Below are 12,431 nucleotides of genomic sequence, written 5' to 3'. Positions count from 1 at the left end.
CTCACCGCGCGCGACATCATGACCCGCCAGGTGCGCACCGCCCGCCGCGACAGCACGTTGCGCGAGGTGGCGCAGCTCATGCGCGACGAGGACTGCGGCGTGGTGCCCATCGTGGACGCGGAGGGGCGGCTCCTGGGCCTGGTCACGGACCGCGACCTCGCGCTGCGCGCCTTCGCCGGACAGCGCGCCGTGGACGGCCTGCGCGCGGCGGACGTGATGACGGAGGAGGTGGAGGCGGTGCTGCCGGAGGAGGACCTGCACGGCGTCATCGAGCTGATGGGCCGCAAGCAGGTGCGCCGCATCCCCGTGGTGGAGCCCGACGACCGGCTGGTGGGCATCATCGCGATGGGGGACGTCGCCAGCCGCGCGGATCAGGACGAGGAGCTGCAGGAGGCGCTGGAGCGCATCTCGTCCCGGCGCTCGTTCTGGAGCCGGCTGCGCTGAGGCTCACGGGGACGGGAGGCCTTCTGGGGCCTCCCGTCGTCCCCGGGCCGTCCGGGGCTCAGGCGATGGTGACGACCACGCCGGACGCGTCCGCCGTGACCGTGAACTTCTTCAGGTCGCTGGTGGCGGGGCCCTGCGTGACGGTGCCCGTCTTGGTGAACGTGGACGCGTGGCAGGGGCAGAGCAGGCCATCGATGCTGGACTCGAAGCCCACCTCGCACTGCTGATGCGGGCAGATGGAGTCCACCGCCGAATAGGTCCCGTCCTCCAGCTTGAAGACGAAGATGGTCTTTCCGTAACCGGTGGGCCGGCCGCTCACCATGCCGCCCGTGCTCTGGAGGTCCGGGAACTGGGCGAACGGCAGCGTCACGGTGCCGTTCACCACCGAGGGGAAGGCGTCGTCACCGGCCTTGATGTTGATGCTCAGCACCTGCGTGCCCGCGTTGTACGTGCACACGTACGTCTTGAGCGGCACCGTGGCGGGCTCTTGCGTCACCGCGCCCGTCGTGGCGTTGAACTTCGACAGGTGGCAGGGGCACACGGCCTCCGTGCCGTCGAAGCCCATGGGGCAGCCCACGTGGGTGCACGTGGCGGACAGCACCGAGTAGGTGTCCGCGGACGGGTGCATCACCAGCAGGTTCTCCTGCCCGGAGCCGCCCGGGAAGCGCAGCGTCACCGCGCCGCCCGTGCGGGACAGGTCCGGGTAGCGCTGCACCACCAGCGACACGATGCCGTCGTCACCCGGCATCTGCACGTCCAGCACCGGCGCGGGGTCGATGTCCGGCGCGCACGCCGGCAGCCCCGCCACCACGGCGCCCGTTCCCAGGACCTTCTTGAAGAAGTCGCGGCGCGACGAGCTCACGTGCCCTCCGAGAAGACGAGGTGCGGCTCCAGCACGAGCTCGTCTTCCACCTTCACGAGCAGCAGCGTGGGCCGTTCGATGTTGTAGCCCTCCAGGCTGATCTTGAAGGACCCGTCCGCCGTCACCTGGGTGGCGGAGTCGAACTTCACCGTCATGGGGATCTCCACGGCCTTCGTCACGCCGTGGAAGGTGAGCTTGCCCTTGAGGGTGACGGGCACGGAGGCCGGGAAGGCGGCGGGCGTCTTCACGCCGGTTCCCACGGCCTTGACCTCCACCAGCGGGAACTTGGAGGCCTCCGTCACCTCCAGCATGTGCGTGTCGCGGTTGGAGTTCTGCGAGTCGAAGTCCTTCACCTGCGCGCGCACGGCCACCTGGAGGGTGCCGTCCGGCTTCAGCACGGCCTTGCCCTCGCTGGGGGGCGCCTTGCCGGACACGGTGTGCATCTTGTGGATGAGCCTGTAGGTGAGGGAGCTGGCGTCCTTCTTCACCGAGTACATCTTCGCGTTCTGCGCGGCGGCGGGCAGCGCGAGCAGCAGGGCAGCGGACAGAACGAGTCGTCGAGCAATCACGGCGGCCTCCAGAGGGGATACGGCTTGCCTCCGCACAACGGCCGGCGCGCGGAGACATTCACGACAGGGGGATGAGGGTCAGAAGGTGAGCGTGACGATGCCCGCGGCGACGCAGCCCAACGTGGCATAGCCCACCACCTGGTGCGCGGTCGCGTACTTCGGCTCCGTGATTTCGCCGTAGCTGTGGGTGGCGAGGATGCCCAGGATGGCCTGGGTGATCATCCCGGCGGTGGCCAGGCTCATGAAGATCTTGTGGAACGTCACCGTGTCCCACTGGAACGCGCGCTCCACCGGATCCGGCGCCAGCAGGCCCAGCGTGCCCACCGTGGCGAACAGCACCGACGTGCCGATGACGACGCCCCGGTGCCAGGCGAGCAGCGTGCGATCATCCCCGCCCCCCCGGAAGGACTCGTTGAACTGGAGCTGCCCCAGCACGGTGGCCGCGGTGAGCCCGCCCGCCATGGCCAGGCCCAGGCCCTGGTGCAGCTTGAGCATGGTGCGGCGCGTCTCCAGGTCCTTTTGCAGGTCCGGATCCAGGAGGCCCTTGGACGCCTCCGCCTCCGGCGTGAGCAGGTCGAAGTCCAGGCTGGGCTCGGACGTGGAGCCCTGCGTGGCCGGGGAGTCCGTCGTCCCCGCCGAACCTGCCGAGCCCTGGGAGCCCGGCTCCTGCGTGGCGGACACGGGCGGCGTCACGTCCGGCGTCACCGGCGGCGAGGCCGCGGGGGGGGCCGCGGCGCGGTCTCCCGCGAGGAGCCAGACACCGGACGGGCGGGCTTGCGCTTCACGGGCTTGCGCTTGGCCGCGGCGACCAGCACGGGGGCGTCCGACGCGAGGGCCGCGCCAGCGGGGGAGGCCGCCAGGAGCAGCATGGCCAGGAGGGGGGCAATGACGCGGGTCATCATGGGGTTCCGGGGGACAACGCAGCCCGTCGAAAAAGAGCGGGCCAGGTCTTCTCAGGCTACCCCGGCTGAAGGTCCCAGTGCACGGAAGTGCACACAGGGTCCGGTGAACCTTTCATGGCGGTGCACCCCGGGATGGCCAGCGTCATGAACCCCGGGGGCCGCCGAAAGTCTCTCCCGCGTCAGGCCGGCGTCGTCGAAGGCACCTCGGAACGGGGGGCGGTGCCGTGGGCCAGCTCCTGCCCCAGGGCGTGAGGGTCGAAGTAGGCGAAGAAGCGGCGGACCCGGTCGCCGTCCCACTCGAGGATGGAGACGCCCTCGTAGGCGACGGCGGCCCCGTTGTGCGCGGTGCCCTGCGTCTCCCACTCCAGGGCCACGCGGTCGCCGGACTCAATCATGTTGCGGAAGGTGGACTTCACCTGGCCCAGGGTGCCCTTGTACTCGGTCCAGAAGCGGCGGGCGCCGTCGACGCCGGAGAAGACACTGGGCGAGGCGACGTTGCTCACCTGCGCGTCGTCGGTGAAGAGGGCGACCATCGGCTCGATGTCGCCGTGCTCCTCCAGTTTCAGCAGTGCGTCCACGAACCGCTGCGCTCGTTCCATCGCCATCGGGAGTCCTCGTTCGTCGCATGAGAAGTAAGGGGTGTGCCCGGGAAGGGTGCGCACGCGGGAGGGAGGTGGCCTCCTTCCGGCGGCTGCCCGCTCGTCCTCCGGACGGCGGCGCTGTCCCCTCGCCCCCGGGTGGGCCGTGCCCGGCTGACACTGTCTCCTCTGGGGCGCCAGGGGCAGCGGGGCCCCCTTGCTCGCGGGCTTTCGCCGGAGGATGACTGTCCCGCAGGAGCCCCCATGTCCCAGGAAGCCCTCCGTTCCGCCCCGCCGCCGTCCACCGTCGACGAGGCGCCCACCGACCTTCCCGCGCCCGTCGCGGCGGAGTCGTACCCGCCGCTGACGTTCCTGCTGGAGGAGGTGCGCTCTCCGGGGCTGGTGCGCGCGGACATCGACGCGCTCATCGTGGGCCTGGGCCGGCCGCCCGCGCCGGACGAACCGCTGCGCGAGCGCGCGGATCTGCTGCTGGAGCTGCTGGACCGGAACAGCGCGGAGGGGGACTACACGGGCTCGGGCGGGATGAAGGTGCGGCACGCGGCGAAGGAGGCCCTGCTCGCCCTGGGCTATCCCTACGCGCTGGAGCTGCCGCCCGAGCTGCTGGAGACGAAGCGCGCCAACGGGAAGGAGCCGGGGCTGAGCGGAGGCGACATCACCCTGGCGGTGGTGAGCCTGCTGTACCAATCCGCGGGCCTCGTGGTGGTGGGGTTCTTCCTCAAATACTTCCGGATACCGGCGGCGACCGAGGTGGCGATGGGCATTGGCGCGGTCCTCTGGCTCTTCACCCTGCTCTCCCTGGTGGGCCACCAATCCCGGTCGCGGGACCTGCAGGTCATCAGCTCGACGGTGCTGTGGGCGGCGGCGGTGGTGTGGAGCCTGATCGCCCTCCCGTCCGCGCTGCTCACGAGTGGCCTCTCCCTGCTCACCGTCCCGTGGCACCTCGCGACGTGGACCGCCTTCGCCCTGCGCCCGGAGCCGGACACGGAGGAGCCGCTGGAGCCGAGCGAGCCCGGGCCCACGCCATGACCGCGCTGCCCACCGTCCGGGCCGCCACGCGTGAGGACCGGGCCGCCATCGCGGCCATCTACAACGCGGCCCTCGCCGAGCGCGCCTCCACCTTCGAGACGCGCCCGCGCACGCCCGAGGACATCGACGCGTGGCTGGGCAAGCGCCACCCGGTGCTGGTGGCGGAGGAGGACGGGCGCGTCATCGCGTACGCCTCCACCAGCGCGTACAGCCCGCGCGAGTGCTACGCGGGCATCGCGGACTTCAGCATCTACGTGGCGCCGGAGGCCCGGGGCCGCGACGTGGGCCGGCACCTGATGCAGGCGCTGATGAAAGAGGCGGAAGGCGCGGGCTTCCACAAGCTCACCTCGCGCGTCTTCGCCACCAACGTGCGCAGCCGCGCGCTGCTGGGGCGGCTGGGGTTCCGGGAGGTGGGCGTGCACGAGAAGCACGCCCCGCTGGACGGTGTGTGGCACGACGTGGTGGTGGTGGAGAAGCTGCTGCCCGCGAACGTGAAGTGATCAGCGCCGCGCGTCCTGGGCCCACTCCTCGCGCGTCCAGCCCTGCCGCTCATAGAGGGCCCGGCGCTCCGCGGGCAGGGCCTCCCAGGCGACGCCGGGGTCCAGGTCCCGGGGGCGGCTGAAGAGGCCGGGGATGTCGCCACGGACGGCCTGGGCGGCGCGCTCGGGGGAGAGGCCGCGCAGGCCGTAGCCCAGCTTGAGGCCGGCGTGGCTCTGGCCGGCCTTGTCGGAGGTCTCGAAGGCGATGCCGCCGCCGAACTCCGCGGTGCGAGGGTTGAGGGTCGCGTGGGCGCGGGCATGCGAACCCGCGCCCAGGGACAGCTCCACCTTGCCCTCCGAGTCCCGGCTCACGCTGGCGATGCCCAGGTCCACCTGGAGCTGCGTCTCCGTCTTGCCGTGCGCGTCCGTCATCACTTCGAGGCCCACGGGCCCGGCCTTCGCGGCGACGCCCGCCTGCGTCTGGAGGTCGGTGGTGCCGCGAGCGGAGGCATGGGCCTCGCTCTTGAAGTGGAGCAGGTCGTGGGCCGCGCTCACTTCGGCGGAGACGAAGGCGCCGGCGGGCCGCTCCCCGGAGAGGACCTGCGCGCGGGCGCTGACGGCCGCGTAGGCCTGGACGAGCGAGTGCTGAGGACGTCCCAGCCCGGCCTTCCATTCGGCCTCGTAGCGCTCACGTCGCGGGTCGGACCAGGAGAGGCCGAGCGACGTCTCGCGAAGGTCCAGCGCCTGCGGAGGCCCGAGCGCGCGAAGCGCAGGGAGACTTCCGGCCTGGGCCACGGCATCGCCATGGCGTTGCAGGTACGCGTCGTAGGCGACGACGGCGGCGCGGCCGGTATCGGTGGCGTGGGCGTTCACCGCGTCCCGCAGCGCTCCGGGCAGCTTCGGATCATTGACGAACGTCTCCGGCCGTCCGGGCATGCCGAGCGGTCCGGGTGCACTGCCCGCGCGAAGAGACAGGACGCCCTTCGACGCGGCCTGTTCGAGGAAGGACTGGCGCGACGGAGCGTCCATCCGGGACACGTAGGAGGCGAGCAGGCCGTCACGGTCCATGCGCTCCAGCGTGGCGAGGTAGGCGTCACGAGGCACGGAGCCCAGCGCATCGTGCGTGGCCTTCACGTCGCTGCCGGTGAGGAAGGGGTTGGACAGGCTGCGCGTCAGGTGCGAGCGGACCGAGGCATAGACGTCCTCGGGGACAGGGGCGGAAGGGGAACGCAGCCGGCCGCCCATGGCCGCGAGCTCGCGTGCGGACACGGCGGGCCCTTCGGCTGGCGGCGTGGAGGCACGGGGTGCAGTGGGCGCGGTGGAGGGGCCGTCATAGGCACGCAGCTCGTTGCGCGAAGGGGCGGAGGCGCTGCTCTCACTGACGGAGGTCCTGCGGGACGCGGTCGTGCCCACGCGAAGCTCGGGCGCGGGTGCATCGGGTTCAGGAAGCGTGGGGTCGGGGGACAGGGGACTGCTACCGGGCGCATCGATTCGGGACATCAGGCTCGCTCCGAGGAAGGAGGAGCCGGTCCACGGTGCACCCGGTGCGCCAGCGTCAGGTGCCTGGAATCAGCGGCTTTGAGGCAGGGAGGATCCGCCTTTCGGACCCGGGATCCTCTTGCGCGGACGCATTCAGACGGGAGTGCGGTCCAGCCAGGCTCGCAGCCGGTCGCGGAGGTCCTTCAGCTCCGGGCAGACCGTGAGTAGGGCCTGCCACTGGGCTCCCAATCCATGCATGGCGCGTTTGCGACCGCTTCCGACCTGCATGAGCCATCCCTGCTGACGCAGAAACGGATCCGCGTAGCGCTCCTTGGGGTCATGGTGCGCACGAACCTCCGACCATGGAGCGTCGAGCGCATCACGATGCAGTGCGAGCATCCACACCTCGACCTCTTCAACGGCGAGGCAGGCGATGAGCCGGTGTGGATGATCCGCTTCGCGGCCCGCTGCCTGATGGGAGTTGCCCAGTCGATCTCCGTCCCGGTCGACCATCAGGAGAAACAGGTTCTCCATCGGGTTCTCCGCGACGATGCCCTCAATCGTCTTCTTGTCGAGCGCTTCGGAGGTGCCTCGGAGATGAGGATCCTTCAGGACCTCGACACGAGCCTTCCGTCCCAGCTCCTCGAAGAGCTTCTCGACGATGGGCTTGAGGATGTACTGGTCGCGCGTCGGGTCCTCGGGAATGACGAGGACCTTCACAATGCGCGCTCCAGCCAGCCCGTGGTGAAGAGGTGCTCGATGTTGGAGTGCTTCGACACTTCCTCGAAGTGAGGAAGGTCGCCCAGGCGGCGCAGCACCGTGCCCTCCTGTTCGGGAGAACGAGCACAGAGCACGGTGTTCTTCAGGGCCTCGGCGGACAGTGCCTGGAGGACCTGCGGCGAATGCGTGGTCAGGATGACCTGGAGTTTGCGTTCACGCGTCATCGCTTCCAGGAACTCCACGAGCAGGTGGATGCGCTGAGGATGAAGTCCGGTCTCGGGCTCTTCCAGAATCACGAGGCTGCCCTCCCGCACGGTCCTCAATGCAACCAGTGTTCCCAGGAAGCGCAGCGTCCCGTCCGACAAGCTCCGCGCCGGTGTCCGGGTCCCGTCCTTCTCCGCGAGGACGAGCATCACGTCACCCAGCTCGGTCCTGCTGAATTCGAGCCCGACGATCTCCGGTCCGCACAGCTCGGCGAGCCAGTCCACCCATTCCTGCTGCGTATCCGGGTTGCGCTGGCTGAGAGACCAGAGCACGGACGAGATGTTCTCGCCTTCGGCCCCCAACTCGATGTCCTGCTGAGGCGAGTAGCCACGCATCCGAGCTGGAATGACCTCCAGGAAGAGGGCGTCTTCCATCGTCCTGGATGACAACCTGCTGTAGCGTGCCTCCCGAAAGAAACTCTGATGAGCCCTGCTCGGAACGAGAACGGTGTGAACGCCGTCTTCTGATGGCAGGGACGCCCTCACAGCCTCGGGCAACCCCTCCTTGCCAGGCACCGCCTTCCAGATACCCCGAAAGGCGCCGTCCAGGGTCAGTCGTTCCCAACGAAACGCAGGTTCTCCCCGGACCTCGATGCCCATTTCGTGGGTGAGTGACTGGCCCTCCGAGTTCCAGCGAAGCGTCAGCTCGACGGGCGCATCCACCGAACGCGCGAGCCCCATGCTTCCACCACGCAGCGCGGGAGCGACTTCACGTCCCGCCTCACGCCTCCCCTGGAGAGCCTCGGTCAGCGTCCATCCCAGCTCCAACCGCTGAACCAGCCGCAAGGCATCCAGCAGATTGCTCTTGCCGGAGCCGTTCGCCCCCACGAGCACCGTCACCGGAGCGAGCTTCACCTCCGCGTCCGCGAAGCTCTTGAAGTTCTTGAGGTGGATGGATTCCAGCATCGCCACCACCCTACTTCACGGCCCCTCACGCGCGAACGCCCATCCCCGCCGAGCGTCCTCCAGAAACGACAAAGGACCCCGGCCCCGAAGGCCCGGAGTCCCAGAACCTGTCCGACAGTCGGACCGGTTCTCAGCCCAGCACGTTCTGCGCGCGGCGGTAGTACATCTCGCGGCTCGCGAGGCCGTTGTAGCCGCCGTTGATGCGGCGGGTGACCTCGCGGAAGTTGCCCGCGTCCGCGTAGCTGTTCAGGTTGCGCGACTGCCAGTACCAACCCGCGATGCGGAACGCGACGTCCGGATCCTTCGCGCGCTCCGGGTGCCCTTCCAGGTCGATGCCCAGCGCCTTGCCCGCCGCACGGTAGTTCGCGCGGCCCGTGAGCTGGATGGGGCCCCGGCCCTTGTAGCGCTTGCCGTCGCCCGGCTGCGTGTTGCCCAGGTCCTTGCGGCCCTCGTACGCCGCGCCGGAGGCGATCTCCTCCATGTAGCGCAGCTCGCCGCTCTCATGCGCCAGCTGCGCCAGGAACATCTCCTTGCGCCGGGGCGTGTTGATGTTCGCCTCCGCCATCGCCTTGTTCAGGTGCGGCAGGTACTGCTCCGCCTTCGCCTGCGACAGGTTCGGCATGATCCGCCGCAGCTGCGCCGCCGTCACCCCGCCCTTCCCACCCGACGTGCCCGGCGTCCCGCTCACACCGCCCGTGGACGGAGGCGGCTTCGACGTCCCGCCCGTTCCGCCGGTGCGGCCCGGAATCGTGAGCTTCTGCCCCACGTAGATCTTGTTCGGGTTCGAGAGGTGGTTCGCCTGCTGCAACGCCCCCACCGTCGTGCCGTACCGGCCCGCGATGCCGCTCAACGTGTCCCCGCTGCGCACCGTGTACGAGGCGCCCCCGGAAGCAGGCGGCTTCGACGTCACCGGCGCCGAGCCTCCGCCCGCGCCCGGAATCGTCAGCTTCTGGCCCACGTAGATCTTGTTCGGGTTGGCGATGTGGTTCGCCTTCGCCAGCGCCGCCGCCGTCGTGCCGTGCCGCCCCGCGATGCCGCTCAGCGTGTCCCCGCTGCGCACCGTGTAGCTGCCCGCCTTGGACGGCGCCGCCTGGAACCCGTCCGGCACCGTCAGCCGCTGGCCCACGCGGATGAGGTTCGCGTTGGCGATGTGGTTCGTCTTCTGGAGCGAACCCACCGACGTGTTGAAGCGCTGCGCGAGGCCGCTCAACGTGTCGCCGCTGCGAACGGAATAGGTCGTCACGGGTGAAACTCCGGGAAAAGAGGGAATCAGTGCCCGGATTTTCGCGACGGCTGGGAATTAGTTTCCCAGGAAGACCCACTTTTCAGGTTGCTGCATCAATCCGTTATTCCTGCACCTTCGAGTCACGCAACCGTTGCTGAAGGTCGCGGGCCGCGGAGGTGTCGTGCATCACGATCAGGCTCTGCACGTAGTACGTGAGCGCCCAGAGGTTCTCCTCCGGGATGGCGCCCTTCCACGAAGGCATGGCGGCGCCGCCGACGCCCGCGGCCATGACGCGGTAGAGGTCCTCGCGCTGGGCCTGCGCGGTGTACGGCAGGCCCTCCACTCGCGTGCCCTGGGGCCACACGGTGCGCAGGCGATGGAAGAGGAAGTCGGGCGGCAGCACCTTGGCCAGCTGCGTGGCTTCACCCTTCGCGTCCACGGTGAGCGAGTAGTCCGAATCCCGAGGCAGCGCGGTGTACGGATCCGCGTTCGCCAGGTTCACCTTGCGGCCGGTGACGCGCTCCGTGAGCGCGGCGAGCTCCGCGCGGGGCAGGTACGCGACGTGGCAGCTGGCGCAGCCCGCGTTGCCCTTGCCGGCCACGTGGTAGACGGTGCGGCCGCGCTCCACGGCCTCGGCTTCACGGCCCTTCCACGGGTCGTCGGACAGGGCGATGGCCGCGCCGGGGGACTCCTGCGTCCAGCGCGGGCTGAGGGTCTTGAGGTACTGCACCACGGCGTCCACGTCCGCCGGGGGCACGTCCCACGCGAACATGGGCGTGCCGTGCAGGCCCCGGCGCAGGGTGCGCTTCAGCGCGTCGTCCGTGGGCAGCTCGCCCGCGGCCACGCCGCCGAACTTGTAGAGGCCCTGGCGGAAGTTGCGCGGTGGAGGCCGCATGCCGGAGCCCGCCGGGCCCTGGCCGTCGCCCTTCTCGCCGTGACAGGACGCGCAGTAGTGCGTGTAGACGTCATGGCCACGGGCCAGCGTCGCGGCGGGGACGGTGGTGCCATCCGCGAGCTTCAGCGGCTCGAAGGTGGGCGTCTCCTTGCGGCACGCGGGGGCGAACGCCCCGAGCGCGAGCACGGCGAGCATGCGAAGCGAGAAGCAGGAAGTGGGCTTCATGGGAGGTACACCACCGCGAAGAGGACGCCGTACATCACCGTCGAACACCACCAGCCGGGCAGGGCCCGCCGCAACGGAGCCCGTGCCTCCAGGCCGCGCAGGACGCGAAGTCCCGCGCGCAGCAAGCCCACGAGCACGACCGCCAGGTGCGCGGCCTGCACGGCCGACAGGCCATACAGCGCGGAGGCGAAGACACCGCCGTCGGGGATGCGCAGGTCGCGGTACCAGAACAGCACGTGCAGCCACGCCGCCTGGGTCGCGAGGAATCCCGCCCCTGCGCCCAGCACGCCTGCCAGCGGGAGCCGGGTCCGCCGTGGCTCCACGCCACGTCCGAGCACGGCGTGCAGCAGCACGGCCCCGATGACGAGGAGCCCACCCGCCAGCGCGGGAACGAGCACTCCGGGACGCGCGGACGCGGGAGGCCAGAAGCCGCGCAGCCGGTAGAAGCCCGCCGTGAAGGCCACCGCGCAGAAGAGCATCGTGGCCGCGCCATGCGCGATGACGCTCCCGAACCAGAGGTTCCCTTCGTCACGCTGGGAGGACGGCGAGGCCCATTCGTTCGTGCTCACGGGGCAGGACTCTCGCACGCCTGGAGCCGGCGGAAAGGGCCAGGAGGCCGGGCGGCCCCCCGTCCCTCGGAGCGGTGCCCATCGGTCGAATCACGTCCGTGCATCACACCCGTGAATCCCTACAGGTCCGGCACGGGGCGCGGTGCGGCACATGCAGGTGAATGGAAGTCTCGTTGAGGCCTGGAGCCGTCGTGCGCGTGCCCACCGTGCCACGCAAGAAGCCCGCGTACGGTCAGGCCCTCCGGTAGTAGCCTCCCGCGCTGACTCCCGATGCAACCCGCGCCCACTCCGCTCGCTGCTCCGTCCCCATCCGTCCTCCCTCGCGCCCCGAGCGGCCTGGACCTCTGGCCGTTGCTCATCGTCGCGCTGGGGGCCTGGGTGCTGCGCGCGCTCGCGTTCTTCCATCGCTCCGGGCCCATGGGCTACCCCATGGACTACGACGAGGGCGTCTACTTCTCCGCCGCGTCACTCCTGCTGCGCGGGGACCTGCCCTACCGCGACTTCATCTTCGTCCACCCGCCCGGCGGCCTCCTGCTCTGGGCTCCCGGCGCCGCGCTCACGCTGGGGCTCGATGCGGCCACCGCCTACGGCGTCACCCGCTACCTCGCCGCCGCCGTGGGCGCCCTGTGCGTGTTCCTCGCGGGCCGCGTCGCCTGGCGCGCCTGGGGGCCGCTCGCGGGCTGCGTGGCCGCGCTCGCGTATGCCGCGTATCCGGAGGCCGCCCTCGTCGAGCGGGGCACCTTCCTCGAGCCCCTGCTCAACGTCCTGTGCCTGGGCTTCGCGAACCTCTGGCTCGCCGCTGGCGCCCACTCCCGCGCACGCCGCATCGGCGCGGGCGTGCTCCTGGGCCTCGCCCTCTCCGTGAAGCTCCCCGGGGGACTGTGGCTCGTCGCCGCGCTGTTCGCCCGTCCGGGCAAGGAGGCCTGGCGGCACGCGCTCCTGCCCGTGCTCGTCGTGTTCGCCACCTTCGCCGTCGTCGTGGGCCCGCTGGCCGCGCTCGCCCCTTCCGAGTTCCTCCGCGACGTCATCACCTTCCAGGCCGTGCGCCCCGCGGACGGTGAGCCGGACCGCTGGCTGCGCCTGCGCGACATCTTCCACGAGCGCCGGCTGGGCGAAGTGCTCCTCGCGCTCGTGGGCCTGGGCACCGCGTGCGTGCGCGCCTTCCGCGCGCCCCCGGAGCACCGCCCCGCCGCCCGCTTCTTCGCCTGCGCGTTCCTCCTCAGCGTGGCCCTGTTCCTCGCGTCACGGACCTACTGGAACCAGTACAA

At 70.5% G+C, this 12,431-nt stretch carries 15 protein-coding genes; 4 read left to right on the top strand and 11 right to left on the bottom strand.

Annotated elements, in window-relative coordinates:
- The coding region (locus ACLEQD_RS24410) for a CBS domain-containing protein (protein WP_410387195.1) at window positions 1-444 on the top strand (444 nt) is incomplete at its 5' end.
- 58 nt (window positions 445-502) lie between these two features.
- Here ACLEQD_RS24410 and ACLEQD_RS24405 read toward each other — a convergent pair.
- From ACLEQD_RS24405 to ACLEQD_RS24385, 5 genes are all read right to left on the bottom strand, one after another.
- On the bottom strand, window positions 503-1,306 hold the full coding sequence (locus ACLEQD_RS24405; RefSeq protein ID WP_410387194.1) for a Rieske 2Fe-2S domain-containing protein: 804 nt from the start codon (window positions 1,304-1,306) through the stop codon (window positions 503-505).
- On the bottom strand, window positions 1,303-1,875 hold the full coding sequence (locus ACLEQD_RS24400; RefSeq protein ID WP_410387192.1) for a YceI family protein: 573 nt from the start codon (window positions 1,873-1,875) through the stop codon (window positions 1,303-1,305). Before ACLEQD_RS24400 ends, ACLEQD_RS24405 begins: the two co-directional genes overlap by 4 nt.
- A 78-nt stretch (window positions 1,876-1,953) precedes the next feature.
- Entirely contained in the window at window positions 1,954-2,568 is a 615-nt protein-coding gene (locus ACLEQD_RS24395; protein WP_410387190.1) for a hypothetical protein, read from the bottom strand.
- 8 nt (window positions 2,569-2,576) lie between these two features.
- On the bottom strand, window positions 2,577-2,777 hold the full coding sequence (locus ACLEQD_RS24390) for a hypothetical protein (RefSeq protein ID WP_410387189.1): 201 nt from the start codon (window positions 2,775-2,777) through the stop codon (window positions 2,577-2,579).
- A 179-nt stretch (window positions 2,778-2,956) separates the two neighbouring features.
- Window positions 2,957-3,382, bottom strand: coding sequence for a nuclear transport factor 2 family protein (locus ACLEQD_RS24385; RefSeq protein WP_410387187.1), 426 nt, complete (start codon window positions 3,380-3,382; stop codon window positions 2,957-2,959).
- 237 nt (window positions 3,383-3,619) lie between these two features.
- On the opposite strand from ACLEQD_RS24385, the gene ACLEQD_RS24380 reads away from it, so the two are divergent.
- Both ACLEQD_RS24380 and ACLEQD_RS24375 read left to right on the top strand, forming a co-directional pair.
- A complete protein-coding gene (locus ACLEQD_RS24380) occupies window positions 3,620-4,402 on the top strand; it encodes a hypothetical protein (RefSeq protein WP_410387185.1) in 783 nt (260 codons plus the stop codon).
- Window positions 4,399-4,902, top strand: a complete 504-nt coding sequence (locus tag ACLEQD_RS24375) for an arsinothricin resistance N-acetyltransferase ArsN1 family A (protein ID WP_410387183.1) — start codon at window positions 4,399-4,401, stop codon at window positions 4,900-4,902. The genes ACLEQD_RS24380 and ACLEQD_RS24375 overlap by 4 nt, the downstream gene beginning before the upstream one ends.
- Here the strand turns inward: ACLEQD_RS24375 and ACLEQD_RS24370 are convergent, their stop codons facing one another.
- From ACLEQD_RS24370 to ACLEQD_RS24345, 6 genes are all read right to left on the bottom strand, one after another.
- Window positions 4,903-6,381, bottom strand: coding sequence for a hypothetical protein (locus ACLEQD_RS24370; protein ID WP_410387181.1), 1,479 nt, complete (start codon window positions 6,379-6,381; stop codon window positions 4,903-4,905).
- 132 nt (window positions 6,382-6,513) lie between these two features.
- Complete coding sequence (locus ACLEQD_RS24365; RefSeq protein ID WP_410387179.1) at window positions 6,514-7,080, bottom strand: hypothetical protein; 567 nt, start codon at window positions 7,078-7,080, stop codon at window positions 6,514-6,516.
- Window positions 7,077-8,249, bottom strand: a complete 1,173-nt coding sequence (locus tag ACLEQD_RS24360; RefSeq protein ID WP_410387197.1) for an AAA family ATPase — start codon at window positions 8,247-8,249, stop codon at window positions 7,077-7,079. Before ACLEQD_RS24360 ends, ACLEQD_RS24365 begins: the two co-directional genes overlap by 4 nt.
- A 130-nt stretch (window positions 8,250-8,379) precedes the next feature.
- The gene (locus ACLEQD_RS24355; protein WP_410387177.1) at window positions 8,380-9,492 is read right to left on the bottom strand and encodes a LysM peptidoglycan-binding domain-containing protein; all 1,113 of its coding nucleotides are present in this window, start codon (window positions 9,490-9,492) and stop codon (window positions 8,380-8,382) included.
- A 103-nt stretch (window positions 9,493-9,595) separates the two neighbouring features.
- The gene (locus tag ACLEQD_RS24350; RefSeq protein WP_410387175.1) at window positions 9,596-10,594 is read right to left on the bottom strand and encodes a cytochrome c; all 999 of its coding nucleotides are present in this window, start codon (window positions 10,592-10,594) and stop codon (window positions 9,596-9,598) included.
- Window positions 10,591-11,163, bottom strand: coding sequence for a hypothetical protein (locus ACLEQD_RS24345; protein ID WP_410387173.1), 573 nt, complete (start codon window positions 11,161-11,163; stop codon window positions 10,591-10,593). The genes ACLEQD_RS24350 and ACLEQD_RS24345 overlap by 4 nt, the downstream gene beginning before the upstream one ends.
- A gap of 351 nt (window positions 11,164-11,514) precedes the next feature.
- Here ACLEQD_RS24345 and ACLEQD_RS24340 point away from each other — a divergent pair.
- On the top strand, window positions 11,515-12,431 hold a 917-nt coding region (locus ACLEQD_RS24340), incomplete at its 3' end, for a glycosyltransferase 87 family protein (RefSeq protein ID WP_410387171.1).

Origin of the sequence: Corallococcus sp. 4LFB, assembly GCF_046520365.1 — a bacterium.
Taxonomy (GTDB): Bacteria; Myxococcota; Myxococcia; order Myxococcales; family Myxococcaceae; genus Corallococcus; species Corallococcus caeni.
Note: the sequence above shows the minus strand (reverse complement) of the source record. Positions and strands in the feature narration are given on the sequence as shown.